This is a genomic window from Nocardioides aromaticivorans (assembly GCF_013408525.1).
GTDB classification, from domain to species: domain Bacteria; phylum Actinomycetota; class Actinomycetes; order Propionibacteriales; family Nocardioidaceae; genus Nocardioides; species Nocardioides aromaticivorans.
In genome coordinates this window covers 1,805,107-1,824,506 of sequence record NZ_JACBZM010000001.1, presented here as the reverse complement: position 1 = coordinate 1,824,506, position 19,400 = coordinate 1,805,107, and the positions used below count along the sequence as shown (strand labels likewise).

18 protein-coding genes are annotated in these 19,400 nt (G+C 72.6%); 12 read left to right on the top strand and 6 right to left on the bottom strand.

Features of this window, described 5'->3' with window-relative positions:
* Positions 1 to 234, top strand: coding sequence for a hypothetical protein (locus BJ993_RS08555; protein WP_179648426.1), 234 nt, complete (start codon positions 1 to 3; stop codon positions 232 to 234).
* 150 nt (positions 235 to 384) lie between these two features.
* Here the strand turns inward: BJ993_RS08555 and BJ993_RS08550 are convergent, their stop codons facing one another.
* Positions 385 to 1,518 carry an acyl-CoA dehydrogenase family protein gene (locus tag BJ993_RS08550; RefSeq protein WP_218864645.1) on the bottom strand — a complete coding sequence of 378 codons (1,134 nt, stop codon included), beginning with the start codon at positions 1,516 to 1,518 and terminating at the stop codon, positions 385 to 387.
* A 132-nt stretch (positions 1,519 to 1,650) separates the two neighbouring features.
* Here BJ993_RS08550 and BJ993_RS08545 point away from each other — a divergent pair, with 132 nt between their 5' ends.
* The 3 genes from BJ993_RS08545 to BJ993_RS08535 all read left to right on the top strand — a co-directional run bounded on the left by BJ993_RS08545 (position 1,651) and on the right by BJ993_RS08535 (position 3,584).
* Complete coding sequence (locus BJ993_RS08545; protein WP_179648424.1) at positions 1,651 to 2,328, top strand: TetR/AcrR family transcriptional regulator; 678 nt, start codon at positions 1,651 to 1,653, stop codon at positions 2,326 to 2,328.
* A gap of 84 nt (positions 2,329 to 2,412) precedes the next feature.
* The gene (locus BJ993_RS08540; protein ID WP_179648423.1) at positions 2,413 to 3,129 is read left to right on the top strand and encodes a GTP cyclohydrolase II; all 717 of its coding nucleotides are present in this window, start codon (positions 2,413 to 2,415) and stop codon (positions 3,127 to 3,129) included.
* The gene (locus tag BJ993_RS08535; RefSeq protein WP_036549375.1) at positions 3,126 to 3,584 is read left to right on the top strand and encodes a MarR family winged helix-turn-helix transcriptional regulator; all 459 of its coding nucleotides are present in this window, start codon (positions 3,126 to 3,128) and stop codon (positions 3,582 to 3,584) included. Before BJ993_RS08540 ends, BJ993_RS08535 begins: the two co-directional genes overlap by 4 nt.
* A gap of 111 nt (positions 3,585 to 3,695) precedes the next feature.
* Here BJ993_RS08535 and BJ993_RS08530 read toward each other — a convergent pair whose 3' ends face one another.
* On the bottom strand, positions 3,696 to 4,400 hold the full coding sequence (locus BJ993_RS08530; RefSeq protein ID WP_179648422.1) for a pirin family protein: 705 nt from the start codon (positions 4,398 to 4,400) through the stop codon (positions 3,696 to 3,698).
* A gap of 87 nt (positions 4,401 to 4,487) precedes the next feature.
* Between BJ993_RS08530 and BJ993_RS08525 the strand changes: the two genes are divergently transcribed.
* Entirely contained in the window at positions 4,488 to 5,849 is a 1,362-nt protein-coding gene (locus tag BJ993_RS08525; RefSeq protein ID WP_179648421.1) for a GH1 family beta-glucosidase, read from the top strand.
* Between the two features lie 30 nt (positions 5,850 to 5,879).
* Complete coding sequence (locus BJ993_RS08520) at positions 5,880 to 6,845, top strand: NADPH:quinone oxidoreductase family protein (RefSeq protein WP_036549370.1); 966 nt, start codon at positions 5,880 to 5,882, stop codon at positions 6,843 to 6,845.
* Between the two features lie 58 nt (positions 6,846 to 6,903).
* On the opposite strand, the gene BJ993_RS26555 is transcribed toward BJ993_RS08520, so the two are convergent.
* From BJ993_RS26555 to BJ993_RS08505, 3 genes are all read right to left on the bottom strand, one after another.
* Positions 6,904 to 7,479 (bottom strand): CAP domain-containing protein, encoded by a 576-nt coding sequence (locus tag BJ993_RS26555; RefSeq protein ID WP_179648420.1) that lies wholly within the window; start codon positions 7,477 to 7,479, stop codon positions 6,904 to 6,906.
* 49 nt (positions 7,480 to 7,528) lie between these two features.
* Complete coding sequence (locus BJ993_RS08510; RefSeq protein ID WP_179648419.1) at positions 7,529 to 8,056, bottom strand: CAP domain-containing protein; 528 nt, start codon at positions 8,054 to 8,056, stop codon at positions 7,529 to 7,531.
* A 145-nt stretch (positions 8,057 to 8,201) separates the two neighbouring features.
* Positions 8,202 to 8,717 (bottom strand): CAP domain-containing protein, encoded by a 516-nt coding sequence (locus tag BJ993_RS08505; RefSeq protein WP_179648418.1) that lies wholly within the window; start codon positions 8,715 to 8,717, stop codon positions 8,202 to 8,204.
* A gap of 154 nt (positions 8,718 to 8,871) precedes the next feature.
* Here BJ993_RS08505 and BJ993_RS08500 point away from each other — a divergent pair, with 154 nt between their 5' ends.
* The 3 genes from BJ993_RS08500 (at position 8,872) to BJ993_RS08490 (ending at position 13,373) form a co-directional block, all read left to right on the top strand.
* Positions 8,872 to 10,821 (top strand): M13 family metallopeptidase, encoded by a 1,950-nt coding sequence (locus tag BJ993_RS08500; protein ID WP_308645520.1) that lies wholly within the window; start codon positions 8,872 to 8,874, stop codon positions 10,819 to 10,821.
* A gap of 7 nt (positions 10,822 to 10,828) precedes the next feature.
* Positions 10,829 to 11,557: a hypothetical protein gene (locus BJ993_RS08495; RefSeq protein WP_179648417.1), complete on the top strand. Its 729-nt coding sequence runs from the start codon at positions 10,829 to 10,831 to the stop codon at positions 11,555 to 11,557.
* Positions 11,558 to 11,747: 190 nt separating this feature from the next.
* Positions 11,748 to 13,373 (top strand): helix-turn-helix domain-containing protein, encoded by a 1,626-nt coding sequence (locus BJ993_RS08490; protein ID WP_179648416.1) that lies wholly within the window; start codon positions 11,748 to 11,750, stop codon positions 13,371 to 13,373.
* Between the two features lie 24 nt (positions 13,374 to 13,397).
* On the opposite strand, the gene BJ993_RS08485 is transcribed toward BJ993_RS08490, so the two are convergent.
* Positions 13,398 to 14,402 carry a hypothetical protein gene (locus BJ993_RS08485; RefSeq protein ID WP_179648415.1) on the bottom strand — a complete coding sequence of 335 codons (1,005 nt, stop codon included), beginning with the start codon at positions 14,400 to 14,402 and terminating at the stop codon, positions 13,398 to 13,400.
* A gap of 234 nt (positions 14,403 to 14,636) precedes the next feature.
* Between BJ993_RS08485 and BJ993_RS08480 the strand changes: the two genes are divergently transcribed.
* From BJ993_RS08480 to BJ993_RS08470, 3 genes are all read left to right on the top strand, one after another.
* Entirely contained in the window at positions 14,637 to 16,763 is a 2,127-nt protein-coding gene (locus BJ993_RS08480; RefSeq protein WP_179648414.1) for a RecQ family ATP-dependent DNA helicase, read from the top strand.
* Positions 16,764 to 16,903: 140 nt separating this feature from the next.
* Complete coding sequence (locus BJ993_RS08475) at positions 16,904 to 17,962, top strand: NAD(P)H-dependent amine dehydrogenase family protein (protein WP_179648413.1); 1,059 nt, start codon at positions 16,904 to 16,906, stop codon at positions 17,960 to 17,962.
* Positions 17,963 to 18,004: 42 nt separating this feature from the next.
* Positions 18,005 to 19,384 carry a hypothetical protein gene (locus tag BJ993_RS08470; protein ID WP_179648412.1) on the top strand — a complete coding sequence of 460 codons (1,380 nt, stop codon included), beginning with the start codon at positions 18,005 to 18,007 and terminating at the stop codon, positions 19,382 to 19,384.
* Positions 19,385 to 19,400: the final 16 nt, after the last annotated feature.

Below are 19,400 nucleotides of genomic sequence, written 5' to 3'. Positions count from 1 at the left end.
GTGCGGGTGCGGACAGGAATGGTGGCGCTGCTGCTGGCGCTGCTCGTGGCGCCATGGAGCAGTCGCGAGGACGACCCCGAGGACTGCCCTGCGCCTCTCTCGGACGCCTACCTGCGCTCCGAGGAGGGGCAGCGGTACGTGCGCGAACTCGGGAAGCTGATTGGTTCGACGGACCCGTCCGACTGGTCCGGCGACTCCTACGCGACGTACTTCACCGTGACCTGCGACGGCTGAGGGCCTGTTCGGCGGCGTCTGGGAGTTTCACCGGCCGGCCGGTGAAACTCACGCTTGGACGACGGAGCTTCATCGTCCAAGCGTGAGTTTTGTCGTCCAAGGACGGGAGAATCACCGGCCGGCCGGTGAAACTCCCACCCTGCTACGGGCTCAGCTCGGAGCCGGCAACGACCGGCTGATGATCTCCTTCATGATCTCGCTCGTCCCGGCGTAGATCTGCGAGACCCGGAGGTCGGCCCAGGCCCGCGCGATCGGGTACTCGTTCATGTAGCCGTAGCCGCCGTGCAGCTGGAGGCACGTGTCGGCCACCTTCTGGGCCCGCTCGGAGCACCACAGCTTCGCCATCGCCACGGTCGGGATGTCGAGCTGCTTCTCGAGGTGCAGGCCGATGCACTCGTCGACGAAGGAGCGCGCGACGCGGGCCTCGGTGGCGACCTCGGCCATCTTGAACTTGGTGTTCTGGAAACCCCAGATCGGCCGGTTGAAGGCGTGCCGGTCGTGGACGTAGCGCATGGTCTCCTCGAAGCAGAGCTCCATCGCGGCGACATTGGAGACGGCGACGATGAGGCGCTCCTGCGGGAGCTGCTCCATGAGCTGGATGAAGCCCTGGCCCTCCTCGCTGCCGAGCAGGTTGGTCACCGGGACGCGGACGTCCGCGAAGTTGAGCTCGGAGGTGTCCTGGCCCTTCATGCCGATCTTGTCGAGCACGCGACCGCGGGAGAAGCCGGGGGTGTCGGTCGGGACGATCACCAGCGAGATGCCGGCGGCCGCCTCCTCCGGGTTGGTCTTCACGACCACGACGACGACGTCGGCCTGCGCGCCGTTGGTGATGAAGGTCTTGGAGCCGTTGATGACGTACTCGTCGCCCTCGCGGATCGCCTTGGTGCGCACGTTCTGCAGGTCGGAGCCGGTGCCGGGCTCGGTCATCGCGATGGCGGCGACGGCCTCACCGCTGGCCATCTTGGGGAGCCACTCGTGCTTCTGCTCCTCGGTGCCGTAGTTGAGGATGTAGTGCGCCACGATCCCGTTGTGGAGCGAGACGCCCCACGAGCTGTCGCCGACCCGGGCCTGCTCCTCGATGAGGATCGCCTCGTGGGCGAAGGTCCCGCCGCCCCCGCCGTACTCCTCGGGGATCGACAGGCACAGCAGGCCGACCTCGCCGGCCTTGTTCCACAGGTCGCGGTCGACCTGCTTGTTGGCGATGTAGTTCTCGACGTTCGGCTTGATCTCCTTCTCGCAGAAGGTGCGGGCGAGGTCGCGGAAGTCGTCGAGATCCTGGTTCATCCAGGGAGAGCGGCGGGCCATGGTGATCCTGTCCAGAGGTCGGGTACGGCGCTGGGTACACCGTGTATCACACACAGGGTGCCACGCGGACGACCATGGATACAAGGTGTATCCGCACGCTAGCCTCGACCTGTGGTGGACGTGGTGAAGTGGGTCGACTCGACCGTGCGCCGGCGCAACGCCAAGGAGGCGCTGGAGAGCGACGCGCGCCGCGCCCAGGTCGTGCAGGCGGCCATCGACGCGATCGAGGAGGGCGGGGCGGCGGTCGGCATGGGCCAGATCGCCGAGCGCGCCGGCATCCCTCGCCCCAACGTCTACCGCCACTTCGCGAGCAAGGAGCAGCTCGACGCCGAGGTCGCGCGGTACGCCGCCACCGAGCTCCTGCGCCGGGTGCGCCCGTACCTGTCGACGCCCGGCACGCCCGTCAAGATCATCCGCGGGCTGATCGCCCCGTGCGTCGCGTGGGCCGCCGAGCACCCGCACCTGTTCCGGTTCCTCGCCGCCCAGCAGCAGACCAAGGCGCTGCACCGCGCGCGCCTCGGGCGGACCCGGCTGCTGAGCGAGATCGTCGACGCGGCGCGCTCCTACCTGCACGAGACCCCGCTCTCGGCCGACCCGCCCGAGGGGGTCCTCGTCGGCGTGATGGGGATGGTCGACGCCAGCATCATCTGGTGGTTCGACCACCACGACGAGACCCAGGAGCAGCTCGTCGAGCGGCTGACCCGGCAGGTCGCGGCCGTGCTCGTCGACACCCTCGGGCAGTTCGGCGTCGTGGTGCCCGACGACATGGTGTTCCGGCCCGAGGCCTGAATCTTTTTCGCAGCGACCCGGAATACCGGGTCGCTCCACCGCCTTCTCCCTTCATCATTTCAACTTTCAAATGATGGAGTGGCCATGACGACCTGCCTCACCCGCGCGCCGCGCGCGACCGCCGTCCCCGAGGTCCCGCGCGCCGCCGCACCGGCCGCCGAGGTGCGGACCCGCGTCGTCGTACCCCTGCGCTTCCCGGACGGCTACTCCACCACGGCGGACGTCGTCACCTTCCACGGCCTGGTCGACGGGAAGGAGCACCTGCTGCTCGGGCTCGGCGACTGGCGCGGACGCCTGGCCGCCCTCCCCGACGGTGGTACGCCGCCGCTCGTGCGTCCCCACAGCGAGTGCCTGACCGGCGACGTCTTCGGCTCCGAGCGCTGCGACTGCGGCCCCCAGCTGCGCGAGGCCGTCGAGCGGATCGCCGACGAGGGCGGCTTCCTGCTCTACCTGCGTCAGGAGGGGCGGGGGATCGGGCTCTACGCCAAGCTCGACGCCTACGCGCTGCAGGACGCGGGCCTGGACACCTACGAGGCCAACCTCGCGCTGGGTCGCGGCGAGGACGAGCGCGACTACCGCGCCGCCGCCCAGATGCTGCGTGCGGTCGGCGCCGAGCGGATCCGGCTGCTGAGCAACAACCCCGACAAGGCCGCCCAGCTCGAGGCGTACGGCGTCGCCGTCGACGAGCGGGTGCCCACCGGCGTCCACCTGTCCGAGGCCAACCACCGCTACCTGGCGGTCAAGCGCGACCACACTTCCCACACGCTGGACCTCGGTGATCTGGGAGAATTGACCGCGTGACCCAGTGGCTCGACGAGGACGAGATGGCGGCCTGGCTGCCGCTCATCCGGATCGTGCACGCCCTCCCGCAGGAGCTCGACAGGAAGCTGCGCGAGGAGGTCGGCATCCCGCACAACTACTACGGGATGCTGGCCACCCTCTCGTCGCAGCCCGACCGCACGCTGACGATGGGCGACCTCGCCCGGCTGACCGCGTCCAGCCCGTCCCGGCTCAGCCACGCGATCACCGCGCTCGAGCAGCGCGGCTGGGTCGCGCGGCGGCAGTGCGGTGAGGACAAGCGGCGACAGTTCGTGACGCTGACCGACGACGGTCTCGCCATGCTCGAGGAGGTCGCGCCGAGCCACGTCGCGCACGTGCGCCAGCTCGTCTTCGACCGGCTCACGCCCGAGCAGGTCCGCCAGCTCGCCGCGATCGGCAGCGCGATCGTGGGCAACGCGGAGCTCGGCGAGGCCTGAGCGCCGGCTTGGTGGCCGAAACCTGCGCTTGTTGACGCGTGCAACGGTCAGCAAGCGCGGGAATCCCCGGTCAGCCGGGGATTCCTGCAACCCCACCCGGCCGCACTCTCGTCAGTCATCACCGGCGCGGTGGAACGACCAGACCAGCATCTCGGTCGGCACCCCCGCCGTCACCGTGTACGACGCCCCGTCGGCCAGGCAGAACGCGTCGCCCGCGCTGAGCGGCTCGGCCAGCGAGGAGCGCAGCAGCGCACCGGTGGCGACGAAGGCGTGGACGAGCGGGGCGGCGGGCAGCGCCAGCGACTCCCCGGCGGCGAGCCGTGCGACGTCGAGCGTCGCGCCGGCGACGCCCACGGGGAGCGGTCCGTCGGGGCCGACCGCGCGGACCAGCCCCTCGCCGGGCGCGGCGGGGACGGCCGCCTTCGCGTGCCGGGGGGCGGCGTCGGGGGAGTCGGGCGTGAGCCAGACCTGGACGAAGCGGGCCGGCCCGTCCTGACCGGCGATCTCCGAGTGACGCACCCCCGAGCCGGCGCTCAGCACGCCGCACTCGCCGGCCTCCAGGACGGCCGACGCGCCGGTGCCGTCGCGGTGCTCGAGGGCCCCCGAGACGACCCACGTGACGATCTCGAGAGCGGCGTGCGGGTGCTCCTCGAAGCCGGCCCCGCGACCCAGCACGTGGTCGTCGTGGCACACCATCGGACCGAACGAGAGCCGGTCGGGGTCCAGGTGCGGACCGAACGAGAAGGCGTGGCGCGTGAGCCGCCCGGGGGCGCGCTCGACGAACCGGTCAGTTCCCCTGCGGATCTCGACGTTCACGTGCGACATTGTGGCTGTGTCCGATGGCGCACGCGCGGCAGGCCGTCGTCCGGGCGCCATCGTGGGAGTCATGGGAGGGTGGTCCCAATGGCGGACAGGGTGAGGGACCTGGCCGGCCGGTTGCCGAAGGGATTCCGCTTCGGGACCAGCACGGCGTCGTACCAGATCGAGGGAGCGGTGGCCGAGGACGGCCGCGGGCCGTCGGTCTGGGACACCTTCGCGTCCGAGCCCGGGCGGATCGTGGACGGATCGAGCGGTGCGGTGGCGTGCGACCACTACCACCGCTACGCCGAGGACATCGAGCTGATGCGCCGCCTCGGCGCCGAGGGCTACCGCTTCTCGATCGCGTGGCCGCGGATCCAGCCGACCGGCTCCGGACCGGCCAACGAGAAGGGTCTCGACTTCTACGACCGCCTCGTCGACGGGCTCCTCGAGGCCGGCATCAAGCCGATGGCGACCCTCTTCCACTGGGACCTGCCCCAGGTGCTCGAGGACGACGGCGGGTGGCTCAACCGGATCACGATCGAGCGGTTCGCCGACTACGCCGCGATCGTCGGGGCACGCCTCGGCGACCGGGTCGCCGACTGGGTCCCCGTCAACGAGCCGAACGTGGTCACCCTGATGGGCCACGCCGTCGGCATGCACGCACCCGGCAAGGCGCTCATGTTCGACGCGCTGCCCGTGGGCCACCACCTCCTCGTCGCCCACGGCCGTGCCGCGATCGCGCTCCGTGCGGCCGGTGCGACCAGCGTCGGCTGCGCCAACAACCACGCCCCGATCTGGCCGGCCAGCGACGACCCCGCCGACGTCGGGGCCGCCAAGCTGTTCGACGCCCTCTGGAACGGCCACTACCTCGAGGGCATGCTGCTGGGGCGCTACTCCGACGAGATGATGATGCTGCTCGAGGACCACGTCCGCGACGGCGACTTCGCCACGATGCGCCAGCCCCTCGACTTCTACGGCGTCAACTACTACAACCCGATGCGGATCGGGGCGGCCGACGAGACCTCCGAGCTGCCCTTCGAGTTCCGCGACGTGCTCGGCTACCCGCTCACCGACTTCGGCTGGCCGGTCGTGCCCGACGCGCTGCGCGAGTGGCTGATCATGTTCCGCGCGCGGCTCCGCGCCGCCGTACCCCCCATCGTGATCACCGAGTCCGGCTGCTCCTACAACAAGGGGCCCGACGAGAACGGCATCGTCGACGACCACGAGCGCGTCGATTACCACGCCGCCCACCTCGCAGCGGTCGCCGAGGCCGTCGAGCGCGGCGTCGACGTGCGCGGCTACTACGCGTGGTCGCTGGTCGACAACTTCGAGTGGGCCGAGGGCTACACGCAGCGCTTCGGGCTGGTGCACGTCGACTTCGAGACCCAGGTGCGCACCCCCAAGCGCTCCTTCAGCTGGTACGCCGACCTGGTGGCCCGGCACCGCGTGGAGCACCCCGTCTGAGCGTGCTCCCGGCTGTGTAGCCTGCGATCCATGCGCGCCGTCCAGGTCCTCACCACCACCGGTCCCTCCGACATCGTCGTCACCGAGGTCCCCGACGCGGTGGCCGCGCCGGGGCAGGTGCTGGTCGAGGTCCACACCGTCGGCATCTCCTTCCCGGACCTGCTCCTCAGTCGGGGCGAGTACCAGCTGCGCCCGGAGCCGCCGTTCACGCTCGGCGTCGACTTCGCCGGCGTCGTGGTCTCCGGCGACGGCTTCGAGCCCGGCCAGCGGGTCGCCGGCGTCGGTGGGTACGGCGGCGCCGCGGAGCTGGTCGTCGGCTCGACGGAGAACGTCTTCGTGCTCCCCGACGCGATCTCGTTCGACGAGGCCGTCGCGCTCCCGATGAACTACCTGACCGCCCTGTTCGCCCTCGACGAGCGCGGTGGCCTGAAGGCCGGCGAGACCGTCCTGGTGCACGGCGCCGCGGGTGGGGTGGGCACCGCGACCCTCCAGGTCGCCAAGGGCCTGGGCGCCACCACGATCGCGGTCGCCAGCACGGAGGAGAAGCGGGCGTTCGCGCTCGCGGCCGGGGCGGACCACGCGATCGCCGTCGAGGGCTTCAAGGACGCCGCCCGCGAGATCACCGGCGGCCGTGGCGTCGACGTCGTCCTCGACGTCGTCGGCGGCTCGCTGTTCACCGACTCGCTGCGCTCCCTGGCACCCCTGGGCCGCCTGCTGGTGGTCGGGTTCGCCGCGGGCGAGGGCATCCCGGAGGTCAAGGTCAACCGGCTGCTGCTCAACAACGCGGACGTCCGCGGCGTCGGGTGGGGCGCGTACGCCTTCGCCAACCCGGGCTACATGGCCCGGCAGTGGGCGCAGCTGGTGCCGATGATCGAGGCGGGCGTCGTGAAGCCGCCGATCGGCAAGGTCTACCCGATCGACGGGTTCGGCCAGGCGCTGCTCGACATGGACGCGCGGGCGACGCTCGGCAAGTCGGTCGTCCGCATCCGCGACTGACGCACGCGGTGGTCGAGGAGGTCGCGCAGCGACCGTCACGAGACCCCCGGTCGTCCCCTCAGCGCCGGCCGAGGTCCACGGTCCACCAGTAGCGGCCGTTGCCGCCCCGGACCACGCCCGCGCCGAAGTCGCGGTAGCGGCAGTCCAGCAGGATGCCGCGGTGCAGCGAGCTGGCCAGCCACATCCGCACGACCGCGGAACCGGTGGTCGGGCCGAGAGCGATGACCTCGCCGAGCATGCTCGCGCCGGCGTACCCGGAGTCGGCCACCCTGCGCGACAGCGTCGCCTCGCCGGCCACCCGGTGGCTCAACGTGCCCTGGCGGGCCATCCGGGCGCTGTGGCGGCGGGCGGAGACCCGTAGTGCGGTGGTGACCTTCAGCGTCGGACAGCCGGACTGCATCCGGGCCCGGTTGATGGCCTTCATGGCGTCGCCCTCCATCGTCAGCGTCAGCGTCGACCGGGTCGGTGTGGGGCCGGTGGTCGCCTCGGACGCGACGGCGGAGGGCGTGGCGGGGCCGGCGAGCAGGCCGGCCAGGGCGGCCAGGACCACGAGAGGAGCAAGTCCAAGGGATCGGGGCTCAGCGTGCGAGAGCTTGGACTTGTTCATCAAGGTCCCGAGAGCGGTGGGGCGCACGGGGCTCATCATGGTGGCGGTGTCAACCACCCGGGCACGGACCGCTCGGTCAGCGGCGGCCGAAGTCGACGGTCCAGTACATCCGCAGGCCGTTGAACACCACGCCCACGCCGACCTCGCGCAGCGTGCAGTCGGTGATGTTGCGCTTGTGGCTGGCGCTCGCCCACCAGGCGCGGGTCACGGAGCCGGCGGTCGTGTAGCCGGCGGCGATGTTCTCGGCGACGCGGGTCCAGCCGACGTACCCGGTCTGGGTGATCCGGCGGCCCAGGCTCAGCTCGCCGGGGAGTTGGTGCGACATGGTGCTGGCGGCCGCCATCTTCTTGGAGTGGGTGCGGGCTGCCTGGCGCAGGTCGCTGTTGACCTTGAGCGGCCGGCAGCCGGCGAGTGCGCGCTGCGTGTTGGTCAGCACCACCACCGTGTTCTCCAGGATGTTGTTGACCGTCAGCGTGAGCGACGCACCCCGCAGCTGCGTGGACGTCACGGTGGTGGCCGTGGCTGCCGGCGTGGCGCTGGCCGCGACAGCGGCGGCCAGGACGACGATGGCAGCGATGAAGAGCTTCTGAATCCCCCGGTTCATGACAACGATGGTCCGTGAGTCGGGGAGGTCGTCACATCGATGCTCCGTCCGCCATTCACTAGTCCGAACTGACTAGCGTTACGCGGCGTCCGGACCGCGTCCGCGGTCGCGAGGCCGGATCCGGTCGCAGGGGTGTCGTGCACGCTCACCACTTCCGTCCGAAGTTCTGGGTCCACCACAGCTGGCCCCCGTCGAGGACCACGCCGACGCCCAGGTCGCGCAGCCGGCAGTTGAGGATGTTGCGGCGGTGGCTGGGGCTGGCCATCCATGCCCGGACCACGGCCGCGGGACCGCTGAAGCCGCGGGCGACGTTCTCCGCGACCAGGCTCCAGTTGCGGTAGCCGGCGCGCGTGATCCGCTTGCTGAAGTACGGCTCGCCGGGCAGCTGGTGGGACATCAGGTCGTGCAGCGCCATGGTCACCGTGTGGCCCCGCGCCGACTTGCGCAGGTAGGTGTTCGCCCGCAGCGATGGGCAGCCGTGGCGGCGGCGCTCGACGTTGGTCAGCGCGAGCACCCGGTCCTCGAGCAGCCGCTGCACCAGCACCCGCGTCGGTACGACGTCCTGCACCCCCGCCGTGGACGCGGCCTCGGAGGGGGCGGGCAGCGCGGCGAGCACGAGGCCCAGCACGATGCAGGGCACCAGCCCCAGGAGTCTTGCCATGGCTGGCGGATCGGCCCGGCGGCGTACCCGGATGAGCGCGGAGCGGGGAAATGGGCCCAAGGTCCCGGCGTGTCCGACCGACCGGCCAGCCCGGCCGACCAGCCCGGCCGACCAGCTGGAGCCGGTGATTGACCCGGGTCCTAGGCTCGATCCCGTGAGCATCCTCGACGACGCCCGTCCCGGCATGGACCCCGCCATCCGCCCGCAGGACGACCTGTTCGGCCACGTCAACGGCACCTGGCTCCGCGACGCGGAGATCCCCTCGGACCGGTCCAGCTGGGGCCCGTTCGTCCAGCTCGCCGACCAGGCCGAGGAGGACGTGCGGGCGATCATCACCGAGCTCGCCGCGTCCGGCGACGGTGACGAGGACGCCCGCAAGATCGCCGACCTCTACAACTCCTTCATGGACACCGACCGGGTCGAGGCCGCCGGCCTGGCCCCGGCGCAGCCGCTGGTCGACGCCGTTGCCGGGCTGCGCGACGTGCGCGACGTCGCCGCCTTCCTCGGCGAGTTCGAGCGGATCGGCGGCTACGGCCTGTTCGGCTCGTACGTCGACACCGACGACCGCCAGTCCGACCGCTACCTCTTCCACGTGGTCCAGGGCGGCCTGGGGCTGCCGGACGAGTCCTACTACCGCGAGGAGAAGTTCGCGGAGGTCCGCGACGCCTATGTCGCCTACCTCACCCGCCTGCTGACCCTCGGCGGCCACGAGGACCCGGCCGGTGCGGCGCAGCGGATCCTCGAGCTCGACACCGACCTCGCCAAGGGCCACTGGGAGCGGGCCGAGACGCGCGACGTCCAGAAGACCTACAACCGGCTGACCGCCGACGAGCTCAAGGCGCTGTGCCCGGGCTTCGACTGGGACGCCTACATCACCAACCTCGGCGGCCACCTGAGCGGCCCGCAGGCGACGATCGCGGAGGTCGTGGTCCGCCAGCCGTCGTACCTCCAGCACCTGTCGGGCGTCCTCGAGGCCACGCCGATCGAGGCCTGGCGCGACTGGTTCCTCTCGCGCGTGCTGCGCTCCGCCGCGCCGTACCTCTCCGACGACTTCGTGCAGACCAACTTCGACTTCTACGGCCGCACGCTGTCCGGCACGCCCGAGCTGCGGGCGCGCTGGAAGCGCGCGGTGTCCTTCGTCGAGGGCGCGATGGGCGAGGCCGTCGGCAAGGAGTACGTCGCCCGGCACTTCCCGCCGTCGTCGAAGGCGATGATGGACGAGCTGGTCGCCAACCTGCTGGCGGCGTACCGCCAGTCCATCAGCAAGCTCGACTGGATGACCGAGGAGACGAAGGAGCGGGCCTACGAGAAGCTCGACACCTTCCGGCCCAAGATCGGCTACCCGGTGCGCTTCCGCGACTACAGCGCGCTGGTGGTCGTGCCCGACGACCTGGTCGCCAACGCGCAGTCCGCGGCGGGCTTCGAGACCGACCGCCAGCTCGCCAAGATCGGCGCGCCGGTCGACCGCGACGAGTGGTTCATGCTGCCGCAGACGGTCAACGCCTACTACAACCCCGGGACCAACGAGATCTGCTTCCCCGCGGGCATCCTGCAGAAGCCGTTCTTCAGCCCGGACGCGCTGCCGGCCGAGAACTACGGCGGCATCGGCGCCGTCATCGGTCACGAGGTCGGCCACGGCTTCGACGACCAGGGCGCCCAGTACGACGGCGAGGGCAACCTCAACGACTGGTGGACCCCCGACGACAAGGCCGCCTTCGAGGTGAAGTCGAAGGCGCTCGTCGAGCAGTACGACGGCTTCTCGCCGCGCAACCTGCCCGACGAGAAGGTCAACGGCGCGCTCACCGTCGGCGAGAACATCGGCGACCTCGGCGGCCTGACCATCGCCCACACCGCCTTCCTCATCGCGCAGGGCGGCGAGGCGAGCGTCGAGGACCGCGAGAAGCTCTTCTTCAACTGGGCCTACGTGTGGCGGACCAAGCGGCGCCTCGAGCAGGAGCAGCAGTACCTCACGATCGACCCGCACAGCCCGCCCGAGTTCCGCGCCAACATCGTGCGCAACCTCGACGAGTTCCACGAGGTCTTCGGCACCGCGCCCGGCGACGGCCTCTGGCTCGAGCCGGGTGACCGGGTCCGCATCTGGTGATCGCCGGGTGAGCCAGCAGTCTCGGGAGGACCGGCCGGCGCCGAAGCCGCGCTGGCGGACCTACCGCCGACCCGTCGCCGACGAGGTCGAGCGGGAGAGCCGCGGCCGCGACGGGCGCCCGCTCGCCGGCGACCCGCCGGCCGTCGTACGGGCCCGCTCGCCGCTGAGCCGTGGACAGGTCGCTGCGTGCGTGGTCGGCGGCGTCGCGATCGCCACGGGTGGCTTCCTCTACGCCACGCGCGGCGAGGACGCCCCCGACCCGTACCCCCGCGAGAAGGTCCACGTCCCGATCGTCACCGGGCGCGGCCTCGCCGAGGTCGCAGCCGCGCTCGAGGCGAGGACCGGCTCGACCCAGGTCCTCGACGTGTGGTTCGAGGGCGACGACGCGATCCGGATGTCGGTGCCCCCGGAGCAGGCGGGCGACCTCGCCGAGCTGTGGCGCTGGGACGGCGAGCGGCTCGCGAAGTGGTCGGCCGAGGATCCCGGCGACCGGGTGCCCTTCGACCTGACCTCCCTCGACCCTGCGGTCCTGGTGGCCGTCGACGAGGAGGCGCGCGACCGCAGCGACGGGGACATCAGCGCCAGCCGTGCGCACGTCGTGCGGCCGGTCGCCGACGGTGGGCACTGGATCTACCTGAAGGTGGACGAGGTCGACCACGGTGGCGTCGTCCTGTGGACCGACCTGCGCGGCAACGTCGAGGCCGACCTCGTCAACGAGAGCTGGCGCGACGACTGAGGGCCGGTGGCCGGGGGCTGGTTCGCCACCGGGCTCCACCGCAATCCCCACAATTGCGGTTGCCCGAGGCGAGACCGCCCACCGGACCACGAATATCGCGACTGCCGGGGTCTCCGCGCGATGGTGATTTGTCGTAATTGAGGACACCAGGTCGCAGACACCCGCCCGATGGCATGGCAATTTGAGGGACATGGACCGCTCGGGGCTGATGGGGGACGTGCTGCGGCACCTCGCCGAGGGCACCCCGGAGACCGCGGTCAGCGCCTGCCTCGCGGCCTGGGAGCAGGACGACGACCCGGCGGCCCTGGGCCTGGCCGCGCTGGCGGGGTTCTGGCTCGGTGACTTCGCCGACGCGACGGCGTACGCGCGGGCCGGGCTCGCCGCGGCGGCCGACGACGAGGCCACGGCGATCTGTGCCGCCGCCGTGGCCCTCGCCGCCGACGGCGACGTCGAGGCGGATCCCGGCGAGGCCTGGAGCACGGCCCGCGACCTCGTCGCCGCCGCCGACCTCCGCGAACGCTGGTGGGCGGGGACGCGCTATGTCGTCGCCGAGGCCGCGATGGTCGCGGTGCGCATGGAGGACACGGGCGCGGTCCTCGCTGAGCCGCCGGTGCCTGCCGACGTCTGGTCGGGTCATCCGTTCGCCGTCCTGATGGTGGTCTGCCAGGTCCGGGTCGCTGCCTTCTCGGGTCGGGTGGACGACGCCATGGCGCTGGTCGAGCCGATGCTGGCCGCGGTCGTGCCGGGCAGCCGGCTCGAGACGCTGGTCGGGTCGGTGGTGGCGCTGGTCCAGGGGTACGGCGGCGACGGCGACGGTGTCGCGGCGTCCCTCGCCGTGGCCTCCCACGTGCCGGAGACGCCTCGCGACTTCGTGGACCGCGGCGTGCTGATGCTGCTGGCCTACAGCGCGATGGCCGTCGGCGACACCGCGACGGCCGCCGTGATGACCCTGCGCGCGGGCGCCGACGAGGGGCTCAGCCGCTGCACGATCATCGACCGCGCGCTCGGGCTGGAGATCCTGCTGACGGCGGCGCTCGACGGCCAGGACCTCGAGGCCGCGGCGGCCTGGCTCGCCGGGCTGGAGGAGCTCGCGGGTCACCCGATCGCCGACACCGTCGTGCTGCGTGCCCGGGCCCGCCACGCCCTCGCCGCGGGCGACGCCGACGCCGCCGTGGAGCTGGCGACGCGCAGCGTCGAGGTCTCGGCCGACGACGGCCGCCAGTTCGAGGTGGCGGAGGGCGAGATCCTCGTCGCCCGGGCCGAGCTGGCCCGCCGTGAGGTCGGCGCCGCGTCCCGGCGGCTGCGCGACCTCGTCACCGGGAGCGATGCGACCGGCCACGCCGCCGTACGACGCTCGGCCGGCGCCGCCCTCGCCGCGTCGGGCCGGCGGTTGCCGCCGATCGCCGGCGGCGGCTGGGCCGTGCTGTCCGCGCGGGAGGCCGAGGTCGCGCGCGCGGTGCTCGCCGGCCAGGACGTCGAGGAGATCGCGGCGGCGCTGTTCCTCTCGCCGGGCACGGTCCGCGCCCACGTCTCGCGGGTGCTGTGCGCATTCGGCGTCGCGACCCGCGTCGGCCTGCTCGCCGCCGTCGGCGTCGATGCCGTGGAGCCGGCGGCCCGGCCGACCCTGAGCCCCCGGCAGGAGGAGGTGGCCGCCCTGGTCGCCGCCGGCCGGACCAACAGGCAGGTCGCCGCGGAGATCGGCATCTCGGTCAAGGGCGTCGAGAAGCACGTCGCCGACATCCTGGTCCGCTGGGACGTCGGCTCCCGGTTCGACCTCGCGCGGACCTGGTGGGCGGGTCGGGCCGCGGAGGCCTGAGTCGGCGCCCAGCGCGGAGCGGGGTCAGCGGGGCGGTCGGCCGACCGCACGCCGGACCTGGTCGGCGACGTGCCGGCGCGCGTCGCGGACCGATGCCCGCACCGCGGCGAGAGCCGCTGACGTCGTACGACGGACGGCGCGCCAGGGAGCGAGGACGACCGCGCGCCAGAGGCCGCGGATCGCATGCCCGAGCGGCGTGAGGACGCGGCGGTAGAGCCACACGAAGGGCCAGACGAGGGCCCGGCCGAGGAGGGCGAGGACGCGGCCGGCCGCGTGCCACGCCCACCCGATGACGTCGCCGGCGCCCCGCAGCACCGCGCCGATCGCGCGCAGCAGCGGCTGGAGGAGGAAGCGGCCCACCCCCATGACGAGCGCGACGACCGCGACCACGAGGGCGGTACCGACGGGCTTGAGGACCGCGCGCCAGATCAGCTGGAGGGGTGCGGCCAGGGCCCGGGCCAGCAGGCCGGTCCCGGCCGCGAGCAGGCCGAGGACGACCTCGAGGGGCCGGACGACCAGTGCCCGCAGGATCCTGCCGACGCCGCGGCCGAGCGCCCGGAGCCCGCGGCCGATCGCCGAGACGACCGCGGCGATCGCGCCGGTGACGGCCCTCCACGCGGCGCCGAGGCCACGGCCCAGCAGGCGCAGGGCGTGCGCGAGGGCGCGCGTCACCGGCCGGAGGAGGCGGTCGACCAGCCAGGCGAGGACGGCGCCCACGGCGGCCGCCAGGGGAGGGAGCAGCGCGCGGCCGATCCAGCGCAGCGGAGCGAGGAGGACGGTGGTGACGGGTCGGAGAACCGCGAGGAGGGCGCGACCGAGGGCGCCGAAGGCCCTCTCCAGCGCCGCGCCGCGCAGCACCTCCCACACGGCGCGGACGGGCAGGACGACGCAGAAGGCGACGACCCGGGCCGGCCAGAGCAGCCACGCCACGGGCTCGGGGTCGGCTGCCGGCGTCTTCCGGGGCGTCGGCTCGGCCTCGACGGCGACGGGCGGGGTGTAGGTGGTGTAGTCCTGCTCGCCCGTGGTCATGGGCCCATGATGTCCGGCCGGGTGGGATTCCATGCCTGCTGTCCTGCCCGTCGACCTGTCCGCAGATCTGCCCGGAAATAGGTGCAACCGCTGGCGTCTCGGGTCACCAGCGGTTGCAAGGAAGACATTAGCGGGCCGGTCGGGTCGTGTGCGCGAAATCCCGAAAAGTCGCCGACCATCGGATCTGTGGACAGGGGTTCGGGGAGTGTCGGGCTCCGCTGGTAGACACGAGCCATGACCACCGAAGCCGCGTCCACGGCCACCCGCGACCGCGCCGAGGAGCACCTCCGCGCCCTGGTCGGCCGTCCCGACGCGCGCCTGTACGACGACCAGTGGGCCGCCATCGCCGCGCTGGTCGTCGACCGGCGCCGGGCGCTGGTGGTGCAGCGCACCGGATGGGGCAAGTCGGCGGTCTACTTCGTGGCGACCCTGCTGCTGCGCGAGCAGGGGAGCGGGCCGACGGTGATCATCTCCCCGCTCCTCGCGCTGATGCGCAACCAGATCGCGGCGGCCGAGCGCGCCGGCATCCGTGCGGTCACGGTCAACTCCACCAACGTGGAGCAGTGGGACCAGCTGCACGCCGAGATCGGCGACGGCCAGGTCGACGTCCTGCTGGTGAGCCCCGAGCGGCTCAACAACCCCGGCTTCCGCGACGAGGTGCTGCCCCGGCTGGCCGCGACCTGCGGGCTGCTCGTCGTCGACGAGGCGCACTGCATCTCCGACTGGGGGCACGACTTCCGCCCCGACTACCGCCGGATCCGCACCCTCCTGCAGGACCTGCCGGCGGGCATCCCCGTGCTGGCCACGACGGCGACCGCCAACCAGCGGGTCACCGACGACGTCTCGGAGCAGCTCGGAGCGGACACACTCGTGCTCAGGGGATCGCTCGACCGCGAGTCGCTGCGGCTCGGCGTGGTGCGCCTGAAGACCGCCGAGCAGCGGCTCGCGTGGCTGGCCGACCACCTCTCCGAGCAGCTCGGCAGCGGCATCGTCTACTGCCTGACGGTCGCCGCGACCCAGGAGGTGGCCGACTACCTGCGCAGTCGTGGCCACGCGGTGGCGGCGTACTCGGGGCAGACGGAGCAGACCGAGCGGCTGGCCCTCGAGCAGGCGCTGATCGACGGCGAGGTCAAGGCGCTCGTCGCGACCAGCGCGCTCGGGATGGGCTTCGACGCCTCGCTCGGGTTCGTGGTCAACCTCGGGGCGCCCAACAGCCCGGTGGCCTACTACCAGCAGGTCGGCCGCGCGGGTCGCGGCGGCGACCTGCCGCCCGAGGGCGCGTCCGTGGTGCTGCTGCCGGCGATCGAGGACCGCGACATCTGGGCCTACTTCGCCTCGCTCGCCTTCCCGCGCGAGGAGCTGGTCCGCGAGACCCTGGCCGCCCTGGCGGAGGAGGGCCGACCACTGAGCACGGCCGCGCTCGAGCCGCGCGTCGACCTGTCCCGCAACCGCCTGGAGACGATGCTCAAGGTGCTCGACGTCGACGGCGCGGTCCGGCGGGTGCGCGGCGGCTGGGAGTCGACCGGCCGGCCGTGGGACTACGACGCGGAGCGCTACGCCCGCGTCGCCGCCGCGCGCGAGGTCGAGCAGCGGGCGATGCTCGACTACCTCATGAGCGAGGAGTGCCGCATGCTCTACCTCCGCCGCCAGCTCGACGACCCCGAGGTCCTCGCCGACCCGGGCTGGCGCTGCGGACGGTGCGACAACTGCGGCGGCCTGACCCTGTCCGCCGAGGTGTCGACGGAGGCGGTCTCGCAGGCTGCCGACCGGCTCGCCCGCCCCGGCGTGCCGATCGAGCCGCGCAAGCTGTGGCCCACGGGCATGGCCGCGATCGGCATCGGCCTCTCCGGCAAGATCAACCCGCCCGCCGAGGAGGGCCGTGCGATCGCCCGGTTCACCGACCTGGGCCACGGGCCCGCGCTGCGCGCGCTCTTCGCGGCCGGTGCCGAGGACGGCCCGGTGCCCGACGGCATAGCCCGGGCGATGGTCGGCATGCTGCAGGACTGGCGGCCCGAGGTCGACGCGATCGTCGTCGCCGAGTCCGAGCAGCGCCCCCAGCTCACCGCCGACCTCGCCGCCGGGCTGTCGCGGTTCCTGCAGGTGCCGGTCGTCGGGCGGTGGGCGGTCGTCGACCCGACCGTGGGTCCCGACCGCGGCGCCACCAACTCCGCCCAGCGGGTCGCCGCCGTCCAGCGCCGCTGCGCCCTCCGCCTCGACGAGCACGCCACGGTCGACGGGGCCCGGGTGCTCCTGGTCGACGACCGCACGGTGACCGGGTGGTCGATGACGCTCGCCGTGGTGGCGTTGTACGACGCCGGAGCGGCGGGCGTCGTACCGCTGGTGCTGGCGACGAGCGGGTGAGCGGGTGGGTGGGAGTTTCACCGGCCGGCCGGTGAAACTCATGGTTGGACGACGAAGTTTCATCGTCCAGGCGTGAGTTTCGTCGTCCAGGCTCGACAACGGTCCTCGACACGAACTAGAACGCGTTCTACCCTCGCGCCATGAGCGCCCCCCGGTTCGACCGTCCCCTCCGCGTGATCCAGTGGACCACCGGCAACATCGGCAGCAGGTCGGCGTACGCGATCCTCGCCCGGCCGGACATGGAGCTCGTCGGCGTCTACGCCCACGGCGCTGAGAAGGTCGGCAAGGACGCGGCCGAGCTGTGCGGCTGGCCCGAGCCGACGGGGGTGATCGCCACCGACGACGTCGACGCGCTGCTCGCGTTGCAGCCCGACGCGTGCTGCTACAACCCGCTCTGGCCCGACGTCGACGAGCTGGTCCGCTTGCTCGAGGCCGGGATCAACGTGTGCACCAGCGCCGCCTGGATCACGGGCGGCAAGCAGACCCCGGACGACCGGGCCCGGATCGAGAAGGCCTGCGAGCAGGGGCGGTCGACGATCTTCGGCAGTGGGGCGCACCCGGGCATGACCAACCTGGTGGGGATGGTGCTCAGCGGCTCGTGCGACCGGGTGGACGAGATCCGGATCACCGAGTCGGTCGACTGCTCGACGTACGAGTCGGCCGGCACCCAGATCGCGATGGGCTTCTCGCAGGACCCGGACACCCCCGGCCTCGCGGAGTCGGTGCGTCGCGAGAGCGAGGTCTTCGCCGAGTCGGCGGCGATGATGGCCGACGCCCTCGGCGTCCAGCTGGACCGGATGACCTTCGACGTCACCTTCACCCCCGCGACGGGCGACTCCGACCTCGGCTTCATGACGATCCCGGCAGGAACCGTCGGCGGCGTGATGGGCTACCACCGCGGCTGGGTGGGCGAGCGCAATGTCGTCAGCGTGGGCTTCAACTGGACGATGGGCAGCCATGTCACCCCGCCGAAGCCGCTCGCGCACGGCCACGTCATCCAGGTCTTCGGCCGCCCCAACATGCGTACCGTCCTGCACTGCCTGCCGCCGGAGGACTGGACCGAGCCCGGCTTCATGGGGCTCGGCATGATCTACACGGCGCTGCCCGTGACCAATGCGGTCCCGTACGTCGTCGCGGCCGATCCCGGCATCGTCACCCTCGCCGACCTGCCGCCCATCACCGGGCGGCTGGTGGTCTGAGCCTCCCCGGATCCGGGCGTTCGCGGGCCTAGATTGGCCGGTATGACCGACGACTCCCCGTCCCCGGACCAGCCGGCAGCCGGCAGCAGCGACACCCCGCCGCCGTTCGAGCCGGACAGGACGGTGATGCGCCCCCGCGACCCGCAGCCCCCGGCGGACGCCTTCTACGACGGTGACGGGGACGACGGGGACAGCGCCGGCGACAGCGCCGGCGACCCGGGGGAGACCCAGCCGCTGCGCGCGGACGGCCCGCCGCCGCCCCCGCCGACCATGACGCCCGCGGACGCCCCGTCCACGGAGTTCGCGCCGGCCTCGCCGGTGACGACCGCGATCCCCACCGGCAACGACGGCATCCCGCTCGGCGGCTTCGCCGGGGAGCCCCCGGCGCAGCCAGGCGGCCCGACCGAGCCGGAGTTCCCGATGCGCGCCTCGCGGGCCGGGTTCACCGGCGCGGTCGTCGCGATCGGCACCGGCCTGCTCGCCGCGGCCGTCGTCATCGCGGCGGTCCGGGCGCGCAGCGACGGCGACCTGGACTGGTCCAACTACGGCATCGCCCTCGCGGCCACCGGTGGCCTGCTCGCGATCGCGCTCCTCGGCGCGCTGTCCAGCAGGAAGACCGGCGGCCGGGCGCGCGAGGACGTCGTCACCTGGCCGGGCGTCGTCGGCATCCTCGGCGTCGCGGTCTGCATCGGCATCGGGATCGACGACGACGGCAACTGGGTCGGCTACCTCATCGGCTCCGTGGTCGTGGTGCTCGCCGCGATCGGGTACGTCGCCGCACGCCGCGCCGCCTTCGTGGTGGTCGCGATCGCCGGTCTGGCGCTGATCTACGGCCTCGCGTTCGACGACTTCGTCGCCGACAGCATCGGCGACGGGCACCCGGAGGTCACCGGCGCGGTCCTGGTCTCGGTCTTCGTCGTCGTGGTGACGCTGCTCGGGTGGGCGCTGCCCAGCCGGGCGGTCACCGGCGTGGTCGTGGGGGTCTTCGGGTTGGTCGGGCTGGTCGGGATCATGCTGAGCTTCATCGCGGCGCGCTACTTCGTCCCGTTCTTCTTCGGCGCGGTGGGCGGCTTCGGCGAGGAGCCCGGCGGACCCGACGGTGCCGACGGGGGCCCTGGCTGGTTCGCCGTCACCTTCCACGAGAGCGACGTGTGGTGGGTGCTGGCCTTCGCCGCCGTACTCACGGTCCTGTGGGCCCTGGCCGCCGCGGTCTCCAACCACTCCGGCTTCACCATCCTCGCCATCGCCGCGCCGGCGATCCTCGTCCCGCTCGCCACCGCGGCGCTCGCGGCCGAGCACCCGTCGGTGTGGGCGGGCGTCCTGGCCGGCGCCGGTGGTGTGGTGCTCCTGGGCGGGGTCGTCCTCGCGCGGCTCCGCGGTCGTCGTACGGCCAACGAGCTGAGCCCGGACCCCTCTGTCTGACCCACCCGTTAACGTC